Origin of the sequence: Arcobacter ellisii, from assembly GCF_003544915.1 — a bacterium.
Classification (GTDB): Bacteria; Campylobacterota; Campylobacteria; order Campylobacterales; family Arcobacteraceae; genus Aliarcobacter; species Aliarcobacter ellisii.
On sequence record NZ_CP032097.1, the window covers coordinates 1,765,410 to 1,787,103 of the forward strand.

The window sequence follows — 21,694 nt, forward strand, 5'->3', positions numbered from 1 at the left end:
TATTTCTTTGTTTTTTCTGTTCCTATTTTACATAAGTGAGATATTAATTCAGTTTTTTTTAACTCTGTTACTAATATACACTATTTTTGAATGAACGTTCACTAATGTGTTGTACAAACAGAACAGACGTCAAAACTTCTCAAAATAATTTTCGCAATATCAATTGATGGTGCTCCAATTATTGCATTTTCTGCAATCCCTTTTTGTTTTTTATTTTGAGGACCTAAGTTCCAAACTGTAGGAGTTATTACATCATAAGATTTTATTTTTCCTTTTTCTATCTTCACATTATGATATAAAGAACCTCTTGTTGCTTCAATTGCAGATTTTCCATTTGCTTTTTCAATATCAAGTAATGAAATTTTGGGTTTAATATATGATTCTTCAGAAATATTTACTTTTGAAATCAATGATTTTGTATCATCAATTAAAAATGCAAGTTCATCCATTCTTGCCATCACTCTTGTAAATACACTATCAGATAGATTTTTATGTATCTCTTTTATAAATTTTCTATTTGAGATAATTGCTCTTGATAAAGGACCTGTTTCATAAAAATTATCATTATAAGATACTGATTTACTCCAAGTATGTTTTTTATCACTATTATTTTCTTGATTCAATAAAAAAGTAAACTCTTCATTTTCATTTATTTTTGATAAATCAATTTTATTTACCAATTTTATTTTTATTTTCCCATTTTTAAATAGATTTGATTCGCCTAAAGTTATAAATCTATTATATGATTTTCCAAAATTATGCAGCTCATATTTAAAAGATAACTCTTTAAAATACCTCATATCTTTTTGAAGTTTTTCTATATCACTAAAACTATCAAATGCCAAATAGTTTTCTAAAGATAGACCTGAAATCTCTTTTTCAAAGAAATTTAAAGCAGTTTGTAAATAATTTTGCATAGTTACTAAATCCATTAAAGTTGGGTCACTCATAACTCCACCAGGAAGCATATAAGAACTATGTGGCCATTGCCCTCCAATTACAGCTAAAGCTTTTATTGTTTCACTAGCAGTTTTACAAGCTTCAAGCCATCTTTTTCCTTTTAAAGGTTCATAAATACCTAAATCATTTTTGTCAAGTTTAATAATATCAGGCATAATAAATAAATAAAACCATTTTATATGGGAATCAATAATCTCTATATTTAAACCAATTTGTCTTAAAAGTTTAGCTTTTTCTGAAATTTCAAGTTTTTCATTTATGTTTTCATATACATTTTCTAAAGCATCAACGGTAGCTTTTAAGTGAGCTTGTCCACAAATTCCACAAATTCTTGGAGTATAAATCAATGCATCTAAAGGTGATTTTCCTTCTAAAATATATTCAAATCCTCTAAAATTTAGAAAATCAATTCTTGCATCACTAATAATTCCATTATTCCAAAAACAGTTAAGTTTTGCTTCACCTTCAATTCTTTCTACTATATCTACTGTCTTCACTTTTATTCCATTAATTTTTTATGTAATCTATCTATTTTAAAAGTTTTTGCAACTCCACTTATAGTTAGATAAGCTCTTTTTGAAATTCCAAAAGGAACATCTTGTGGTATTCCCATATTTTTTTTCGTTTCAAGTAAATCTGTTCTTGGGAAATCAGCTTCTGTACAACCAATACAAGGCATTCCTACTCTTGTTTTTGAACTAATTTCATTCCAAAGAATTTTATTACATGAACTATGTGTCATAGGACCACGACATCCTTGATTATAAAACAGGCATCCCTCTTTTTGTCCAAATTCACCTTCAACTTTCCATTCAAAATACTCATTTCTTGTACAACCATGATGAGTTAAAGAACTATAAAGTTCTTTTGGACGTCCTTGTTCATCTAAAGAGATTTTTCCATAATTTTTTAAAATAAATAGTGTTTGAAATATCCACTCAGGATGAACAGGACAACCAGAAAGATTTATAATTTGATGTTCTAAATTATCTAAAATTGATTTTTTTAAAGATTTTTTTACACTTGAGATATCATTATGTTGAGTAAATTTTGCATGAATTCCACCAAAAGAGGCACATGAACCAACACAGATAATATATTTTGATTTTAAAGCTAATTTTTCTAATAAAGTTTTTGTAGAATTATTTGTTAGTGAAAATATATATTGATTTGAAGAAATTGACCCTTCAATTAGTAAAAAGTCTATTTTTTCTTCATTCTCTAAAATATCTTCAAGTGTTTTGTTAATTGTTAAACTTGGATGATAAATAAAATCGAAATTATTTAAGAATAATTCAAACCTATTTGAATTTGCACTCAATAAAGAGTGCGTATTTCCATTACAAGTTATTGCTTGAAACCATACAACTGTTGGTTTAGACTCACACATCATACTTTAATGCTCGATAAATATTATCAGCAACAGCATCTGAATAACTTAATAAATCTTTATCAAGTACATTCTCTCCACTTAAAAATGCAAATCCACCTAAACATCCCATAATCATACCAAATGCAGGGAAAAATTCTTGTTCTCTAAACTCTTTTTTTTGTGCACCATCATCAAGTAAAATCATAACTTCTGTTACAAACTCTCCAACACATAAAAAGCCTTCACAACCTTGTTTAAAAACTTCTCTGTTTGATAGATAAACTCTTAAAAAATACTCAATGATTTCAGGAGATTTTTGAACATTTTCTAAATATTTTTTTACAAATAGATATATTTTCTCTTTTGAAGAAATATCCATATTATTAACTTCTCTTAATTCATCAGCTAAAATATTTGTTGAATATTTTATTGCAAATTTAGCCAATTCCTCTTTTGAAGCAAAATAATTATACATATTTCCAACACTCATTTTCATTGCTTTTGCAATGTCTGGAATTGTAGTATTATAAAAACCTTTTTGAGAGAAAAGTTTTAAAGCATTTTCTATGATATTATTTTTTTTGTTTTCTTTTGACGCTGAAATGTTTTTTCCTTAAAAAAAATTTCTCTATGATAATACATTTTTAGTTAATAAAATATGAATTTTATAAAATATTTTCTTTATAGCTTCAATTAGAGTTTTTGAACTGCTATAAATTGTTTTTTCATTCTGTAGATTTCACACTCTTCATTTAAAAATTCTTCATAATCTAATAATTTAAAACTATCATCAAAAAAAGTTTTAAGTTCCTCTTTTTTTAATAAAAAGTCTGGATTAGATGATGGTTTTTCATTTATTTCATCTTCCATATAAGTTTCAATAAAAAGTATTCCATCAGTTTTTAGTGCATTTGAAAGTTTTGGAATTATGTTTCTATCTAAAAAATTTGTCATAACAATTAAATCATAACTATTTTTGGCTATTTCATACTCATCTAAATCTACAAGTTCACAACTAATATTTGAAAATCCTTTACTATTTAATACTTCAAGAGCAACTTTTGAAATATCTAAAGCAAGAACATCAAAACCTAATTTTGCAAGATATATTGAATTTCTTCCAACTCCACTTGCTACATCTAAAGCTTTTTTACCTTTGGTTTTTTCAACAATTTTGATTAATTTTTCACTTGGATTTCTATCCTCAGTTAATGAAGCCGTTTCTTGATATTTTTTATCCCATTTTATTTTATCATTTAGTGCCATATTAAATCTTTTTATTTATTTTAAAAGTAATAATAGCAAATTGAAAATTAAAATGAAAAGATTAAAAAAAGAGAAGAGATAAAAAAAGCTTAGGAAAATTCCTAAGCTTTAAAATTATCTTGAAGATACTAATGTAGTTAAATAGTCTGAAGAAACTTGGTGGAAGTTTAAGTATTTATAAACACCATCTTTGTTTGATTCATTAATTTTTTTAGAAACGATTTCCATATATTCTTCAACAGATGGTAATCTTCCTAATAATGCAGCAACAGCAGCAACTTCAGCAGAACCTAAATAAACTTTAGAGTTTTTACCTAATCTGTTATCGAAGTTTCTTGTAGATGTAGAGAATACTGTTGAACCTTCGCTTACTTGAGCTTGGTTACCCATACATAATGAACAACCTGGAATCTCAATTCTTGCCCCTGCAGCAGCAAATGCAGCATAGTATCCCTCTTCAGTTAATTGAGCTTCGTCCATTTTTGTAGGAGGTGCAACCCATAGTTTTGCTTTAGCAACACCTTCACCTTTTAATACTTCTCCTAAAGCTCTGAATAGACCGATATTAGTCATACAAGAACCTACGAATACTTCATCAATATTTTTTGGTCTTGACTCATCAGCTAAGATTTCAGATAAAGTAGCAACATCATCTGGATCGTTTGGACAAGCTAAGATTGGCTCTTTAATTTCATCTAAGTTAATTTCGATTGTAGCTAAATACTCAGCATCTGCATCTGGCTCTAATAATTGAGGGTTTTTAATCCACTCTTTCATTTTGTCAGCTCTTCTTTGTAAAGTTTTAGCGTCTTCGTAACCTTCTTCAATCATTTTTTCAATTAAAGCAATGTTTGAAGATAAATATTCAATAATTGGTTCTTTATTTAATTGAACAGAACAAGCAGCAGCTGATCTTTCTGCAGATGCATCTGATAATTCGAATGCTTGCTCAACTTTTAAATCTGGTAAACCTTGAATTTCAACAATTGTTCCAGCAAAAATGTTCTTTTTATTTTTCTTAGGAACAGTTAATAATCCTTGTTTAATTGCATAATATGGAATTGCATTTACTAAATCTCTTAAAGTAATTCCTGGTTGCATTTTTCCAGAGAATTTAACTAATACAGATTCTGGCATAGTTAAAGGCATCATACCTGTAACACCTGCGAATGCGATAAGACCTGATCCAGCTGGGAATGAAATACCAATTGGGAATCTTGTATGAGAATCTCCACCAGTTCCTACTGTATCTGGTAAACATAATCTATTTAACCATGAGTGAATAACACCGTCACCTGGCTTAAGTGTAACTCCACCTCTTGAGTTGATGAAATCTGGTAAAGTGTGTCTTAATTTAATGTCTGCTGGTTTTGGATAAGCAGCTGTGTGACAGAATGATTGCATAACCATATCAGCACCAAAAGATAATGCTGCAAGTTCTTTAATCTCATCTCTAGTCATTGGTCCAGTTGTATCTTGTGATCCAACAGTTGTAGCGATTGGCTCAACATACATACCTGGTTTAACACCTTCAACACCACAAGCTTTTCCAACCATTTTTTGTGCTTGAGTATAACCTTTACCATTGTTAGCTGGTTGCTCAGCAGCAATAAATGCAGTTGATGCACCTAATCCTAAAGCTTCTCTAGCTTTTGCAGTTAAACCTTTTCCAATAATTAAAGGAATTCTTCCACCTGCTCTCATTTCATCTGTTAATGTATTTGGAGCTAAAGTAAATTCAGAAACTACTGAACCACCTTTTAAAATTTGTCCTGCATATGGTTTAACAGTGATAACATCACCAGTTTCTAATGCATCAACATTTGCTTGAATTGGTAAACATCCTGAATCTTCTGCTGTATTGAAGAAAATTGGTGCAATAATAGAACCAATTACAACTCCACCTGTTCTTTTATTAGGAACACCTGGAATATCTCTTCCCATATGCCATTGAACAGAGTTGATTCCTGATTTTCTTGATGAACCAGTTCCAACAACATCACCAACGTATGCTAAAGGGTGACCTTTTTCTTTTAAAGAAGCCATCATTTCTAATGGTTTTTCCATTCTTGATTGTAACATTGCAGTTGCGTGTAATGGAATATCTGCTCTTGTAAATGCAACAGTTGCAGGAGATAAATCATCTGTATTTGTTTCACCAGGAATTTTATATACAGTTAATGTAATTTCTTCTTCTAAAGCTGGTTTATTTGTAAACCACTCAGCATTTGCCCAAGACTCAATAACTTCTTTAGCTTTTGCATTTCCAGCATCCATTAAAGCTTTTACATCATTGAATGAATTATAAACTAAGATAGTATTTTTTAATTGCTCAGCAGCAGCACCTGCAACTTCTGGGATTTTTAAAGCTTCAACTAATGGTGGTACATTATATCCACCCATCATTGTTCCTAAAATTTCAATTGCATCAGTTTTAGAAATAACTGAACAAGAAACATTTCCTTGAACAATATCATTTAAAAATGCAGCTTTTACATAAGCAGCATCATCAACACCTGGATTGATTTTATTTTTGAATAAATCTAATGCATATTCAGCTTCAACAACTGGATTAGCTTTTAATAATTCTACTAATTCAGCAACTTGCTCAGCAGTTAAAGGTAATGCAGGTAATCCACCTTCATTAAGTCTCTCTTGTGAATGTGCTTTATAGTTTGCTAATAAACTCATATATTATCTCCTCTTGATTTTAGAAAGTTGATATATTATATCACAAAGAAAAAAATAAGTATGTACAATTTTTGGAAAGAATTGTACAAGTTTTTATTTATGTAAACAAAAGTTACACTAAATCTTTATATTTATTTTAAATTAATTTTAAATATTCTAAAAATCATCTTTTTAAGCTTTTTTATTAAAATAAGTTTAAATTATACCCTCTATTCTTATGTACAAAAATTGTACATTGTTTTTATTATTTGTTCAATTGTTTTTTTGTATATTTTTATCATCAGATTAAGCTAGGAAAATAATAAAAAAATGATAAAAGAACTTGAACAAAAGCTACATAAAGAGATACCATTAACTAAATATATGAACTTAAAAATTTTAGATTATAATGAAAATAAGTTAATTACAACTGCCCCACTTGATGTAAATATAAATGATAAAGGAACTGCTTTTGGAGGAAGTTTAGCAACAATGACAATTATTTCTGCTTGGAGTATTTGCTACTTAATTTCAAAAGAATTAGGTTTTACTAGTAATAATATTGTTGTTATAAAAAATGAACACTCTTATAAAAAACCAGTAACTAAAGATATTGTTTGTTTTACAACAAAACCTTCAAAAGAAGAATTAGAAATATTAAAAGATAAACTTCTTACAAAAAAAAGTGCTTCAATAAAAATAAAATCACAAATAATTGAAGATGATGAAGTATGTGTAGATTTTATAGGATATTATGTAATTAAAATATAATATCCGCTACGGTAACTTTGTTTCTATTTTCATTTTTTGATTTATATAAAAGTTTGTCCACTTCATGGTAAAGAATAGATGGATTTACATCTTTTTTTAACTCTTTTATATTTCCTAAACCTACAGAAATTGTTAAATATTCATATGATGAATTTGAAGAAGCTTTTATTTTTAAATCTTCAACTTTTTTTCTCAAATTTTCCATTATTAAAATTGCATCATTAAAATCAATAACATCAAATAGTATTGCAAATTCTTCTCCACCTATTCTAAAAACATAATCAGTAGTTCTTAAAAAACTCTCTTTGAAAACTTTTCCTAATTGTTCTAAAACTAAATCACCTTTATAATGTCCAAAAGAGTCATTATAATCTTTGAAAAAATCTATATCGATTATTGCAAAACAAAATGAATGATTATATCGAATCGAAGAATTAACTTTTTCTTCTAAAATATCTTGAAAATATCGTCTATTATACAAACCTGTTAAAGAATCTGTAATTGATATTTCACTTAATAATCTGTTTTTTTCATCAAGTTCTCGTAAAGCTTTTTTATAATCACTTACATCAAGCATTAACCCAACTAATCCTATTATTTCACCATCAAGAACAAATGATGATTTATAAAATTGATACTCTCTTGTTTTCCCATCTGCACATTTTACTTTTCCCTCATAAAATTGGTCTTTTTGTACTAAAAAAAGTTCTCTATCTTTTTCATAATAGATATCTGCATTCTCTTTGGGAATAACATGAGTTAAATCATAAAGTGTTTTTCCTATTATCTCTTCTTTAGAAATACCAAGAATTAGTTTTGAAAAAGCATCATTACAGTGTTGATAAACTCCATTTTTATCTTTATAAAACATTGGGCTAGGAATAATATCAAACAATTTTTTTAAAAAAGAGTCATTAAATTTTACTTCCTTTTCTAAAATTGCTGTTTTAATAGCTAATGTTTCATAATTTACAATTTCATCCATCTTTTTCCTTTGAAATATTAGAAAATTATTTTAATTTCACTAATTTCTATTGTTGCGTAATATATAATATATCTAATTAAATAAGATTTAATAAAATATTATTTTTTTAATATAAAGGTAAAAAAATGTCAATTATAACTGAAACAAAAATTGCAAAATTGGGTGAAAAAGTTTTAAGAAAAAAAGCTAAAAAAGTAAAAGATGTAAAAAGTGAAGAGACAAAAAAGATAGTTTCACTTATGCTTGAAACCCTTAAAAAATCAAATGGTGTTGGTCTTGCTGCTCCTCAAATTTCTATTTCTAAACAAATTATGATTATCTCTTCAAAACCAAATAGTAGATATCCAAATGCCCCAATAATGAAAGATTTAGTTTTAATAAATCCAAAAATCATAAAAACTTCAAAAGGTAAAAATAAAGATTGGGAAGGATGTTTAAGTATTCCAGGAATTAGAGCAAAAGTTCCAAGATATAATAAAATAGAAGTAAAATACAAAACTTTAGAAAATGAGAAAAAAACTATTGTTTTCAAAGATTTTATAGCAAGAATTTTTCAACACGAATATGACCATTTAATAGGGTTTGTTTATATTGATAGAGTTGAAACAAATAAAGATATTATTAGTGAAGAAGTTTATTTTAAAACAATATAATTTTGCTACAATTTCACAAAATTTGAATAGGATAGTTTATGGTTAAATATATTGTTGGAATAATTATAGCTCTAACATTTAATGGATGTATAGTTGGTGATGCTTTAGCATTACCTTTTAGAGTATCAGGAGCTGTGTTAGAAGTTGTTACACCTGACCCTATTGGTGGTTCTGTTACAGATGTTGGTGATGCAATAGATACGGCTATTCCTTTTTAGAGATAATTACAGAAAAACTTTAAAGTTTTCTGTTTTTATTAGTTAAAAAATAACTCAATTGAGTTATAATTCTTCTCAAAAAATTATTTTTTAAGCTATTATTATAATAAACATTATAGAATAAACTGTATATTTGAAAAAAGGATATACAGTGGAAAACTATAACTTTAAAACATACAATGAGCTTTTCACTCATATTTGTAATTTAGATAATGAATATTTTTTAAACTATCTTTCAAATGGAACTTACAAAAACATTTCAACAACTACCTTTAAAAACAAAGTTATTTGCCTAAGTCTTGCACTAAAGGATATGGGAATTCAAAAAGGTGATACGGTTGGGATTTTTGCTAAATCTTCTCCTTTTTGGCTTATTTTTGATTTTGCTATTCATGAAGTTGGAGCTATTAGTGTTCCTATTTTTGCAAATATTTCTACTGAAAATCTTAACTTTGAAATAAATGATTCAGCTATGAAATATATGTTTATAGACTCCCAAGAAAGACTAAAAGATATAGAAGAAAAAAACTCCCATCTAACTTTTATTACTCATAACTTTTGTATAAAAGAGCCAAATTTTTATAATTATGATGAGATTTTAGTTATTGGTCAACAAATTTGTGATTCAAAAGGATTTATTCCTCACAAAGCAGAAGAAGAGGAAATCTTTTCTATTATCTATACAAGTGGAAATACAGGAACTCCAAAAGGAGTTATGCTTACACATAAAAATATAGTTTCACAACTTCAAGATATAAATAAACTAATAGATTTACCACAAAGTCAAGTTGCACTTTCTCTTCTTCCTTTAGCACATATTTTTGAACGAACTGTTATGAGTTATTATCTAAGTCGTGGAATTAGTATCTATTTTGTAGATGATATTTTAAATGTAGCAAATCTTATGAAAGTTGTAAAACCAACGATTATGACAGTTGTTCCAAGACTTCTTGAAAAGATATTTAACAAAATAAAAACTCAAATTTTAGAAAAACCTTTTTTTAGTAAAATCATCGCTTCTTTGGCATTTTCTTATGCCCTAAAAGAGAACTTGGATAAAAGTTCTTTTTTATTTAAGATTTATGACAAATTGGTTTATTCAAAATTTAGAGAAATATTTGGTTCTAGGGTTGAAAAACTTGTAAGTGGTGGGGCTCCTTTATCAAAAGAGATAGCAATATTTTTTGTAAATATTGGAGTTCCCGTTTATCAAGGATATGGTTTAACAGAGTTTTCACCAGTTATTTCAACAAATTACCCAAATGCAAACAAAGTTGGTTCTTGTGGGAAAGTAATTCCAAGTGCAAAAGTAAAAATTGGTGAAAATAAAGAGTTACTTGTAAGTGGTCCTTCACTTATGAAAGGTTACTTAAATCAAGAGGAATTAACAGCAAAAACTATTGATAAAGATGGTTGGTTACACACAGGAGATGTTGCTTTTTTGGATGAAGAGGGATATTTATACATAACAAGTAGAGTAAAAGAGATATTTAAAACTTCAACAGGAGAGTATGTAAATGCAATAGATATTGAACATCAACTCTCTAAAAATAGATATATAGAGTTTGCAGTTATTATTGCACAAAATAGAAAATATACAACTGCCCTACTTTTTGTGGATAAAGAGAAATATAATCTTGCTAAAAAAGTAAATAATAACTTAACAATAGAAGAGTATTATAAAAGAAGTGATATTATTGAAGATATTTCAAATTACATAAAAAAACTAAATAAAAGCTTGAATCAATGGGAAAGAGTGGTTGATTATAGAATTATTACAAATGATATTTCTATTGAAACAGGAGAGTTAACTCCCTCTTTAAAAATAGCAAGAAATAAGATAGAACAAAAATACGCAAACCTTATAAATAGTATGTATTAGGAGCAAAAATGAAAGAAAGAATAGCCATAATAGATGGACTTAGAAGTCCAATAGCAAAAGCAAATGGAAAACTAAATGATGTTACTGCTGATAATTTAGGAGCGATTATTTCAAAAGAGTTAATTCTTAGAAATAACCTTAATTATGAAGAGTTTGATGAAGTGATTATGGGAAATGTTGCCCAACCTGCAAATGCTGCAAATATCGCAAGAGTTATGGCAATAAAAACTGGTTTTCCTCAAAATACACCTGCATATACTGTTCATAGAAATTGTGCTTCAGGAATGCAAGCTATTTCAAGTGCTATTGAAAAAATCCATTCAAACCAAGGAAGTTTATATTTAGTTGGTGGAATGGAATCTATGAGTAATATTCCCCTACTATACAGCGATGAATTAAGAAATCTGATAACAAAATTTTCCTATTCAAAATCTATTATTGAAAAATTAAAATTATTAAGTTCATTTAGACCTAGTTTTTTAAAACCTACAATTGGTTTACTTTCAGGATTAACAGACCCAATTTCAGGAAAAATCATGGGAATAACTGCTGAAAACTTAGCAAATGAGTTTAAAATAAGCAGAGCTGCCCAAGATGAATATGCTTTAAAATCTCACCAAAAGGCTCAAAAAGCAACTGAAAGTGGAATATTTAAAGATGAAATTCATCCAATTATGACAAAAAACTCCTCTTTATCAAGTGATGATGGAATTAGGTTTAATCAAAATATCCAAGCACTTGAAAAATTAAACCCAATATTTGATAAATTAAGTGGAACTGTAACAGCAGGAAACTCTTCTCAAGTTTCAGATGGGGCTTGTAGTTTGATAGTTTGTAGTGAATCAAAGGCAAAAGAGTTAAATCTTGAACCACTTGGATTTATAAAAGATTATGCTTATGCAGGACTTGACGCACATAGAATGGGATTAGGTCCAGTTTATGCTACAAAAAAACTATTTGATAAAACTTCTGTTTCTTTAAAAGATATAGATTTAATCGAGATGAATGAAGCCTTTGCAGCACAAATAATAGCAAATCAAAAAGCTTTTGCTTCAAATGATTTTTGTAAAAAAACCTTCAATTCTAATGCTCTTGGAGAAATAAATGAAGAGATTTTAAATGTAAATGGAGGAGCAATTGCCCTTGGACATCCAGTTGGGATGAGTGGAGCTAGAATTGTTTTAACAGCGTTAAAAGAATTAAGAAGAAGAGACGATAAATTAGCACTTGCAACACTATGTATTGGTGGTGGACAAGGTGCATCTTTTTTATTGGAGATATAAAATGAGTAATATAAATTTAGAAATCAAACAAAATGTTGCAACTTTAGTTTTTGATTTAAAAGATGAAAAGGTAAATAAATTATCATTTGAAATCTTAAAAGAGTTTGATGAAAAATTAAATCAAATAAAAGAAGACTCTTCAATAAAAGCTTTAGTAATTGATAGTGCTAAAAAAGATATTTTTATAGCTGGTGCTGATATAAAAGAGATTGAAAAACTAAAAGATGAAAAAGAGGTTTATGAAGCTTTGATGGAAGTTCATGAAATTTTTAATAAACTTGAAAACTTACAAATTCCTACGATTGCTTATATAAATGGTGCTTGTATGGGTGGTGGACTTGAACTTGCCCTTGCTTGTAAATATAGAATAATTACTACAAATCCAAAAACAAAAATAGCCTTTCCAGAGGTAAAATTAGGAATTTTCCCAGGATTTGCGGGAACAATTAGAGCTCCTAAAATCATAGGTTTAATAAACGCTTTAGATTTAATTCTAAGTGGAAAAACAATTGATGCAAAAAAAGCTTATAAAATAAATCTTGCTGATACAATTTTTGATGATGCACAAAAAGAGTTTATGTTAGAAGATTTTGTAAAAAAAGCTATTTATGGAACTTTTGAAAAAAAAGTCTCTTTTAATCTTTTAAATTATGCACCATTTAATGAGTTTATATTTAGAAAAGCTTATAAAAATTTAGAAGCGAAAGTAAATCAAGATTTCAAAGCTCCTTATATTGCCCTTGAGGTTATAAAAGCAACTATAAATAAAGAGTTAGAAGATTCAATAAAAATTGAAGCAAAAGAGTTCTCAAAATTGGCTGTTACAAAAGAGTCAAAAAATATGATAAAACTCTTTTTCTTATTTGAGAAACTAAATAAAAACTATGAAAAAACTTCAAATCCTATTTCAAATGCTGTTGTTTTTGGAAATGGAGTTATGGGAAAAGGAATTATTTATCTATTCTCAAAATATCTAAAAGATGTAAGAATCAAACTAAGAGATTTAAGCCAAGCTCACGAGATTTTAAAAGATGTAGCAAAGATTTATGATTACTCTATAAAATCAAGAAGTATGACAAAAAATCAAGTCGATTTTAAACTAAATAAAATCTCTTATACTGATAAATTTGTAGGATTTAGAAATTTTGATTTTATAATTGAAGCAATTATTGAAGATGAAAAAACAAAAAAAGAGACTTATAAAGAACTAGAAAAAATTATAAATGAAAATACAATTATTGCCACAAATACTTCGTCAATTTCAATAGAAAAATTAGGAAGTGAAATAAAAAATAAAGAAAACTTCTTAGGTGTTCACTTTTTTAATCCTGTAAATTTAATGCCACTTGTTGAAATAATCCCTACAAAACATACTTCAAAAGAGACTATAAACAAAGTTTGTGAAATGCTAATTAGTTGTGGGAAAACACCTATTGTTGTAAAAGATTGTGCTGGATTTATAGTAAATAGAATTTTACTTCCATACTTAAATGAAGCTGCTTTTATACTTGAAGAGGGTTCAAAAATTGAAAGAATTGATTCAATAATGAAAGATTTTGGAATGCCAATGGGTCCATTTACTTTAGCTGATACAGTTGGAATTGATATAGGATATAAAGTTGCAACAATTTTAAATGAAGCCTATGGAAGTAGAATGCCTATTTCTTCAATCATAGAAAAAATGTATGAAAAAAATCTTTTAGGTGTAAAAACAAAAGCTGGTTTTTATGAATATGAATCAAAAGATAAATATTCAAACGTTCATGTTACGTCTATGCTAGAAAACAATAGTAGAATTTTTGAAGAAAAAGAGATTCTTGAAAGATGCCTTTATATTATGATAAATGAAGCTAGTAGATGTTTAGAAGAAAATATTGTAACTGATGCTTCAATTATCGATTTTGCAATGATTACAGGAACTGGTTTCCCTGCACATAAAGGTGGATTATTAAGTTATGCAAATGAAATTGGACTAAAAAATATCTTAGAATCTTTAAGAAAATTTGAAAAAGAGTATGGAGAGAGATTTAAACCTTCAAATCTTTTAGTTAAATTAGTTGAAGAGTATGAAGATTTTGAAACAGGAGAGAGTTTATGGAAGCATTAGTTTTATTATTGATTGTTTTAGGTTTTGGATTTTTTTCCTTTCCACTTTATAGTTATTTTATAGCTGTTGGACTTTATAGTGTTATATTTTTTGAAGTAGGAACACTATTTTGGGTTATTTTTGCCCTTTTAGCTTTTGTTTTTTTATCACCATCAGTTAGAATAAAACTAATAAGTTCAAAGCTTGTAAATTTTATAAATAAAAATGGTTTATTGCCAAAAATATCACAAACAGAACAAGCAGCACTTCAAGCTGGAACAAACTGGGTTGAAGCTGATTTTTTTAAAGCAGAAGTAAATTTTAAAGCTATAAATGCACAAAAAGTTACTACTTTAACACAAGAAGAACAAAACTTTTTGGACAATGAAGTAAATGAACTTTGTAATATGACAACAGATTGGGAGATTTTTCAAAATAGAGATTTAAGCCCACAAGTTTGGCAATTTATAAAAGAGAAAAAATTCTTTGGAATGATTATTCCAAAAGAGTATGAAGGACTTGGATTTTCTGCCACTGCTCACTCTAAAGTAATAGAAAAATTAGTTTCAAGGTCACAAGTTTTAGCAATTACAATTATGGTGCCAAATTCACTTGGACCTGCTGAGTTAATACTAAAACATGGAACAATAAATCAAAAAGAGAAATATCTAAAAGATTTAGCAAATGGAAAACTTGTACCTTGTTTTGGTTTAACAGAACCAAATGCCGGAAGTGATGCTACTTCTATTACTTCAAATGGTGTGATTTTTAAAGATGAAAATGGTGAAATAAAAATCAGATTAAACTTTGAAAAAAGATATATAACTTTAGGAAATGTAGCAACTTTAATTGGTCTTGCTTTTGTTTTGAAAGACCCTGAACATTTACTTGGAGAGAATGAAGATTTAGGTATTACTTTTGCTGTTTTTGATTCAAAACTAGAAGGTATAAATAACTCAAAAAGACATGACCCACTTGGAATTCCATTTGTAAACTCTCCACTTTATGGAAAAGATGTAATCATAAATATGGAAAATATCATAGGTGAAACTTCTGGTATTGGAAAAGGTTGGCAAATGCTTGTTGAATCTTTATCTATAGGACGTGGAATTTCGTTGCCAAGTGTTAGTCTTGGTGGAAGTAAATTAGCTTTAAATGTTGTAGCTTCATACTCTCAACTTAGAGAACAATTTGGACTTAGTATCAATCATTTTGAAGGGATAGAAGAAAAAATTGCAAAAATTGCAGCCTTTACGTATATGTTAAATGCTTCAAGAAACTACACTTTAGATGCTATTGATGATGGGGTAAAACCAGGTGTTATAAACTCAATTATGAAATATCATGCAACTGAAAAATTCAGAACTGTTATAAATGACTCAATGGATGTTTTAGGAGGAAGTGCAATTATTAGAGGAGAAAACAACCTTTTAGCTCACGCTTATTTTGCCTTACCTATTTCAATAACAGTTGAAGGTGCAAATATTTTAACAAGAAATCTAATGCAATTTGGTCAAGGATTAATCAAATCTCATCCATATATTTATAAACAAATAGAGGCTTTAAATAGCAATAATGTAGAAGCCTTTGATAAAGTATTTTTTTCTCATGTAGGTTTGGTATATAGTGCATTTTGTAAGTCATTGGCATATTATCTTACAAGAGGACAAATCTCTTGTCAAAAAGGAAATTTCCAAAGATATAAACAAAAACTCTCTTGGGTTAGTGCTGAATTTACACTTTTGACAAATGTTGCTTTAGGAATTTTAGGACCATCTTTGAAAAAAAGAGAAAATATAAGTGCAAGATTTGGAGATATTTTATCAAATTGTTATTTGATAACTGCGACTTTGAGAGAATTTGAAGTTAATCCAAATGAAGAAGATGAACTTTTAGTTGATTATATTTGTAACTATTGTTTTAATGAAATTCAAATAGCAAGGGAAGAGATAATCACAAATATTGGATATTTAGATTATTTACTTCCAATAGTAAAAATAAATCCTTTTTCAATTAAAGCAAAAGATAAACTAAATGCAAAAATTGTAAAAAATCTATCAAATCAAGATTATTTACAAAAATTAACTTCATCTTTGTTTATCTCAAAAGATGAAAATGATAGATTAGCAAAACTGCAACTTGCTGTAAAATTAAATAAAGAGTGTGAAAATTCATTTAAAATTTTAAAAGATGCAATTAAAAATGAAACTATTAAAAAAGATAGTCCAGAGAATATGACAAAAGAACTTTTAGAAAAAAATCTTTTATCGAAAGAAGAGATAGAAAAAATGCTTGAAGCTCATGCTTTAAAACAAGAAATAATCAGTGTTGATTCATTTGATGCAAAGGAATATAAGGCTTTAAGATGATAGATAAAAATGATTTGTTAATAAATACAAATGGTTATGTTTTAAGTTTACTTCAAAAAATTTTAGATGCAAATATTGAAGTAATTGGGATAGAAAATATCCCAAAAAACAATCCAAAAATGTTTGTTGCAAATCATTTTACAAGAACAGAAGCAATGCTTGTTCCTTATACTTTATACAATATTACAAATAAAAAAGTAGGAGTTATTGCTGCTGATTCTTTGTTTAAAAGTTTTTTTGGAGATTTTTTAGAAAATCTTGGAGCATTAAAAACAAGTGCTCCAAATAGAAATGAACATATTATTGGAGATTTAATAACTTCATGTAAAGATTGGATGATTTTTCCAGAAGGAATAATGGTAAAATCAAAAGATATCTCAAAAATTGACAAAAATTTTTGTGTAAAAATTGATGGAACTTGTCAAAGAGTTCATACAGGAGCTGCTGTTTTTGCTCTACTTTCTCAATTTTTTAGACAAAAATATTTTGATAAAGAGCTTGAAAATTATGAAGAGTTTAGCAAAGAGTATTTTATAAATAAATGCACTGATATTAATAAAAATGAAACAATGATTGTTCCAATAAATATCAGTTATTCAAATATTAGAAATGGGAAAAACTTTTTAGTTGATATGACCAATAAACTTTTAGAAGATATGGGAAATCATTTCAAAGAAGAGATAGAAATAGAGAGTAACATCGTATTAAACTCAAAAATTACTATTAGAATTTTAGAACCAATTTCAACAAAAAATATTTTAGAAAAACTTTACAAAAAAAATCTACCAAAAGAAGAGATTATAAATAAACTAAGATATGAAATTACTCATAATTTTATGGATAAAATTTATGAATCTTTAACTGTAAATTTTGACCATATTTTTGTTTTGATTCTTTTTTTATTCCCAAAAAAAGAGATTGAAATAGAGTATTTCAAAAGATTAATTTATATAACAATTTTTAAAATAAAAGAAAAAAATATCTTTTATGATAATGATATAAATAAAGATTTAATAAATTTAATCTCTTATGAAAAATTCAAAGCTTTTTACAATATTTTGGAAGTTGCAATAAATGATAAAATTTTACAAATTGATGATATTAATTGTTATAAATATATTATCAATAAAAAAAATCTTTTAAATAATTTCACCCATCAAACAATCAGAATAAAAAATATTTTAAAAGTAATTTTAAATGAAATTTTAGTTCATGAAAAATGTGTCAATATTGTAAAAAATCTTGTTTCAAACAAAGAAGAAGAAAACATAAAAGAACTTGTTGAAATTCTTAAATATGAAGAGGATAAAGAATATGAAGAGAGTTGCGAAAAATTTAAAAATAGTAAAGATTTAGCTTCAAAAGATATTGGAAAAAGTAAATATTTTGAAGAAAAAGAGTCTTCTAGTTGTGTAGTTGCTATTCATGGTTTTTCTTCAGCTCCAAAAGAGATGGAAGAATTAGCACTTTTTTTAAATGAGAACAATTTTAATGTACAAACTCCAAGATTAGCAGGTCATGGAACAGTTCCAGAAGATTTAAAAACAAAAACATGGCAAGATTGGTATAAATCTGTTTCAAGGTCTATTACAATAGCCTCTTTACAATATAAAAAAGTTTATATAATAGGTTTTTCAACAGGTGGATTACTGGCTCTTTTAAGTACAAAAAAACAGTATAAAGAGTTTGTAAGTATAGTTTGTATAAATGCTGCTCTTCATCTAAATGATATGAGAATAAAAACCTTACTTCCTGCTATTTCATTTTGGAATGATATTGTAAAGGTTTTTCATGAAGATAAATATACAAAAGAGTATGTTGATAATTTTCCTGAAAATCCCCATATAAACTACCATAAACACTATATTGATTCAATTGAACAATTAAGTTTATTAATGAATAAAATAAAAAAAATTTTACCAAAAATAAAAAAACCTATTTTGATAATTCAAGGAAAAGATGACCCAGTTGTAAATCCAAGTTCTGCCCATGAAATTTTCGAAAGTATTCAATCAAGATATAAAACTCTACATTTGATTGAAGCAAAAAATCATGTAATTGTTACAGACAAAAATAGAAATGAATTATTTGCCTATATTTTAAATTTTATAAAACAAGGATAAAAAATGAAACTACAAAAAACTTTTTTATTTAGTTTAACTACTTTACTCATCGTTGGTTGTACAGCTAAAACTCCATATACAAATAGGTCTCAAATGATATTTGTATCACAAAAAGAAGAGTTAGCTTTAGGAGAAAAATCGTACAAAGATGCCCTTTCAACTTCAAAAGTTATTGTTGGAACAAAAGATGCTAATAGAATTAACAATATTGGTCAAAGAATAGCAAAAGTAGCAAATAGAGATGATTTTAACTGGGAATTTAATTTAGTCGAAAATGATAGCCAAAATGCTTTTTGTTTACCTGGTGGAAAAGTTGTTGTTTATACAGGAATTCTAAAAGTTGCTAAAAATGATGACCAATTAGCTACTGTAATTTCCCATGAAATTGCCCATGCTCTTGCTCGTCATGGAGCTGAAAGAATGAGTGCTTCTATGGTTCAACAAGGAATTGGAGTTGTTGGAAATATTGCATTAGGAGTTACAGCACCTCAATATCAAAACTTATTTAATCAAACTTATGGAATTGGTTCACAAGTTGGAGTTATGCTTCCTTATGGAAGAATGCAAGAGAGTGAAGCTGATGAAATTGGAATATACTTAATGGCACAAGCAGGATATGATCTTAATGAAGCTTTAAAATTTTGGGATAATATGTCTCAAGGGAAAAATGAAACCATAGAGTTTTTTTCAACTCATCCAAGTTCAACTACAAGAATAAATGACATTAAAGCACTAATTTTAAAAATGAAAAATAATCCAACTATGCTTCAAAAAAGTAGTCCAACTAAAGAAAATGTAAATAATTTATTAGGAGAAAAGTTATATTAAATAGAGAAATTTCTCTATTTAATTAAGCGATATTTGTATAAACAGCTTGAACATCATCATCATCTTCAAGCTTTTCAATTAATTTACCAATATCTTCTTGTTGAGCTTCTGTAAACTCTTGAGGGTTATTTGGAATTCTTTTTAATTCAGCTTTAGTTAAAGCAATTCCAAGTTCTTCAAACTTATTATTCATATTTCCAAAATCTGTATAATTTGCATAAGCTAAAACAACACCATCTTCTTCTTCAATCTCTTCAAGTCCAGCATCAATAAGTTCTAATTCTAACTCTTCAAGTTCCATATTTGTTGGTTTTGCAAATTCAAAAATTGCTTTTCTATCAAAGAAAAATTCTAAAGAACCAGTTGGAACTACTTGTCCACCAGTTTTATTAAAATACATTTTAATATTTGCAACTGTTCTTGTATTGTTATCAGTTGCAGTCTCAACAAATATTAAAACTCCGTGAGGACCTTTTCCTTCAAAATTTACTTCAGAGAAGTTTGCTGCATCTTTACCACTTGCTCTTTTAATAGCTGCATCAATATTTGCTTTTGGCATATTTTCAGCTTTTGCATTTAAAATTGCTGTCCTAAGTGCTGAGTTCATTTCTGGATCTGGAACTCCTGTTTTTGCTGCTACTTCAATAGCACGTGCTAGTTTTGGGAAAACTCTTGACATATTTCCCCATCTTTTCATTTTAGCCGCTTTTCTATATTCAAAGGCTCTTCCCATAATCACTCCCAATTTATTTTTCAAAATTTTTCGCAGATTATAGCAGGTTTGTAATAATATGTTTATAAATAAATGGTCAAAATAGAAACTATTATTCAAAGGAAAATAATGTTTAAAGATTATTTCCACAAAATTTCAATATAATTCCTATTCACTATAAAAAGGAATCAGTTTGAAAAAAATTATTTTTATATTACTATTTGCAATTTTAAGTTATGCCAACGAAGATTTTTATGAAGATTTTGACTCAGAATTTTCAAATAAACCACAAGAAGTATTTGACCCACTAAGTGGATACAATAGATTAATGACGACTTTTAATGATAAAGTTTTTCTAAATATCGTAGTTCCTGTTTCTAAAGGATATGCTTATGTTGTACCTGAAACAGCAAGAACAGGAATAGATAATTTTTTCAATAATATAATGTTTCCTGTAAGATTTACAAACAATTTATTACAACTAAAATTTAAAAATTCACTGGAAGAGTTAGAAAGATTTTTAATAAATACTCTTTGGGGACTTGGTGGATTTATGGATTTAGCAACATCAGAACTAAATATTAAAGCTCACAAAGAAGACTTTGGACAAACATTAGGATTTTATGGAGTTGGAGAGGGAATTCCTGTAGTTTTACCACTTCTTGGTCCATCAAATCTTAGAGATATGGTTGGTTTAGCTGGTGATAATATTCTTTCTCCAATTAGTACATTAGGAGAAAATACTATGGAGTATAAAATTCCAAATAACTATTTAGAAGAGTTTGGTATCAAAACATTTGATGTAGTAAATAATACATCATTAAATCCAGACCAATATGAAACAATAAAAAAAGATGCTTTAGATTTATATCCATTCTTAAGAGATATTTATTCACAAGCAAGAAAAAGACAAATAGAGGAATAAAAAATGATTAAAAAATTTTTTACAAAAGTTTTATTATTAACACTTGTTACATTTTCCCATGCAAATGCGCTAAAACAAGATGAAATTCAACAAGAAATGACAAAAAGAATCGATAATGTTTTACAAATTTTAGAAAAAAAAGACAAAACTTTTGCACAAAAAGGTGATGAAATTATCAAAATTATTGATGATGTTTTTGATTATGAATTAATGGCAAAAATTGCTTTAGGGAAAGAGACTTGGAGTACATTAACACCTGAAAAACAAAAACAATTTACAAAAGTTTTTGAAAATAAATTAAAAAAATCATATATTGAAAAACTTGAACTTTATAATGACCAAAAAGTAAAAATTATTGGATTAAAACCACACAATAACACAAGATTACAGCTAGAAACTGAACTTTTAGGAAAAGATGGAATTTATAAAATAAATTATAATTTTTATAATAAATCTAAAGATAATGAAGAGTGGTTAATTTATGATGTTGATTTAGTTGGAGTTAGTATCATTCAAACTTATAGACAACAATTTTCAGGGTTATTAAAAGAAAAAACATTTGATGAAATGTTAGCTTTATTAGAAAAATAA

General features: G+C 27.4%; 18 protein-coding genes. 11 read left to right on the forward strand and 7 right to left on the reverse strand.

What is annotated here, in order from left to right; all coding sequences use genetic code 11:
* Window positions 1-101: 101 nt before the first annotated feature.
* The 5 genes from AELL_RS09015 to AELL_RS09035 all read right to left on the reverse strand — a co-directional run bounded on the left by AELL_RS09015 (window position 102) and on the right by AELL_RS09035 (window position 6,289).
* Window positions 102-1,457: a nickel-dependent hydrogenase large subunit gene (locus tag AELL_RS09015; protein WP_118917628.1), complete on the reverse strand. Its 1,356-nt coding sequence runs from the start codon at window positions 1,455-1,457 to the stop codon at window positions 102-104.
* A 2-nt stretch (window positions 1,458-1,459) separates the two neighbouring features.
* A complete protein-coding gene (locus AELL_RS09020; protein ID WP_226805973.1) occupies window positions 1,460-2,353 on the reverse strand; it encodes an NADH-quinone oxidoreductase subunit B family protein in 894 nt (297 codons plus the stop codon).
* Complete coding sequence (locus AELL_RS09025; RefSeq protein WP_118917629.1) at window positions 2,343-2,936, reverse strand: TetR/AcrR family transcriptional regulator; 594 nt, start codon at window positions 2,934-2,936, stop codon at window positions 2,343-2,345. The genes AELL_RS09020 and AELL_RS09025 overlap by 11 nt, the downstream gene beginning before the upstream one ends.
* A gap of 89 nt (window positions 2,937-3,025) precedes the next feature.
* Window positions 3,026-3,598, reverse strand: a complete 573-nt coding sequence (locus AELL_RS09030; RefSeq protein WP_118917630.1) for a class I SAM-dependent methyltransferase — start codon at window positions 3,596-3,598, stop codon at window positions 3,026-3,028.
* 114 nt (window positions 3,599-3,712) lie between these two features.
* A complete protein-coding gene (locus tag AELL_RS09035; protein ID WP_118917631.1) occupies window positions 3,713-6,289 on the reverse strand; it encodes a bifunctional aconitate hydratase 2/2-methylisocitrate dehydratase in 2,577 nt (858 codons plus the stop codon).
* A gap of 309 nt (window positions 6,290-6,598) precedes the next feature.
* Between AELL_RS09035 and AELL_RS09040 the strand changes: the two genes are divergently transcribed.
* On the forward strand, window positions 6,599-7,039 hold the full coding sequence (locus AELL_RS09040; protein ID WP_118917632.1) for a thioesterase domain-containing protein: 441 nt from the start codon (window positions 6,599-6,601) through the stop codon (window positions 7,037-7,039).
* Here the strand turns inward: AELL_RS09040 and AELL_RS09045 are convergent.
* Window positions 7,029-8,024 carry a GGDEF domain-containing protein gene (locus AELL_RS09045; RefSeq protein ID WP_118917633.1) on the reverse strand — a complete coding sequence of 332 codons (996 nt, stop codon included), beginning with the start codon at window positions 8,022-8,024 and terminating at the stop codon, window positions 7,029-7,031. The genes AELL_RS09040 and AELL_RS09045 overlap by 11 nt on opposite strands.
* Window positions 8,025-8,149: 125 nt before the next feature.
* Between AELL_RS09045 and def the strand changes: the two genes are divergently transcribed.
* From def to AELL_RS09085, 8 genes are all read left to right on the forward strand, one after another.
* Window positions 8,150-8,677, forward strand: coding sequence for a peptide deformylase (gene def, locus AELL_RS09050; RefSeq protein WP_226805974.1), 528 nt, complete (start codon window positions 8,150-8,152; stop codon window positions 8,675-8,677).
* Window positions 8,678-8,715: 38 nt separating this feature from the next.
* Window positions 8,716-8,895: a DUF6726 family protein gene (locus tag AELL_RS09055; RefSeq protein WP_118917634.1), complete on the forward strand. Its 180-nt coding sequence runs from the start codon at window positions 8,716-8,718 to the stop codon at window positions 8,893-8,895.
* A gap of 151 nt (window positions 8,896-9,046) precedes the next feature.
* Entirely contained in the window at window positions 9,047-10,777 is a 1,731-nt protein-coding gene (locus AELL_RS09060) for an AMP-dependent synthetase/ligase (RefSeq protein ID WP_118917635.1), read from the forward strand.
* A gap of 8 nt (window positions 10,778-10,785) precedes the next feature.
* Window positions 10,786-12,060: a thiolase family protein gene (locus tag AELL_RS09065; protein WP_118917636.1), complete on the forward strand. Its 1,275-nt coding sequence runs from the start codon at window positions 10,786-10,788 to the stop codon at window positions 12,058-12,060.
* Window position 12,061: 1 nt separating this feature from the next.
* Window positions 12,062-14,167 (forward strand): 3-hydroxyacyl-CoA dehydrogenase NAD-binding domain-containing protein, encoded by a 2,106-nt coding sequence (locus tag AELL_RS09070; protein ID WP_118917637.1) that lies wholly within the window; start codon window positions 12,062-12,064, stop codon window positions 14,165-14,167.
* Window positions 14,155-16,515 (forward strand): acyl-CoA dehydrogenase, encoded by a 2,361-nt coding sequence (locus AELL_RS09075; protein ID WP_118917638.1) that lies wholly within the window; start codon window positions 14,155-14,157, stop codon window positions 16,513-16,515. Before AELL_RS09070 ends, AELL_RS09075 begins: the two co-directional genes overlap by 13 nt.
* Entirely contained in the window at window positions 16,512-18,638 is a 2,127-nt protein-coding gene (locus AELL_RS09080; RefSeq protein WP_118917639.1) for an alpha/beta fold hydrolase, read from the forward strand. The genes AELL_RS09075 and AELL_RS09080 overlap by 4 nt, the downstream gene beginning before the upstream one ends.
* Before the next feature lie 3 nt (window positions 18,639-18,641).
* Window positions 18,642-19,466, forward strand: coding sequence for a M48 family metallopeptidase (locus AELL_RS09085; RefSeq protein WP_118917640.1), 825 nt, complete (start codon window positions 18,642-18,644; stop codon window positions 19,464-19,466).
* 22 nt (window positions 19,467-19,488) lie between these two features.
* On the opposite strand, the gene AELL_RS09090 is transcribed toward AELL_RS09085, so the two are convergent.
* The gene (locus AELL_RS09090) at window positions 19,489-20,199 is read right to left on the reverse strand and encodes a YebC/PmpR family DNA-binding transcriptional regulator (protein WP_118917641.1); all 711 of its coding nucleotides are present in this window, start codon (window positions 20,197-20,199) and stop codon (window positions 19,489-19,491) included.
* 172 nt (window positions 20,200-20,371) lie between these two features.
* Here AELL_RS09090 and AELL_RS09095 point away from each other — a divergent pair, with 172 nt between their 5' ends.
* Together AELL_RS09095 and AELL_RS09100 are read left to right on the forward strand one after the other, a co-directional pair.
* Window positions 20,372-21,103, forward strand: coding sequence for an MlaA family lipoprotein (locus AELL_RS09095; protein WP_118917642.1), 732 nt, complete (start codon window positions 20,372-20,374; stop codon window positions 21,101-21,103).
* 3 nt (window positions 21,104-21,106) lie between these two features.
* On the forward strand, window positions 21,107-21,694 hold the full coding sequence (locus AELL_RS09100; protein WP_118917643.1) for a Tgt2/MlaC family protein: 588 nt from the start codon (window positions 21,107-21,109) through the stop codon (window positions 21,692-21,694).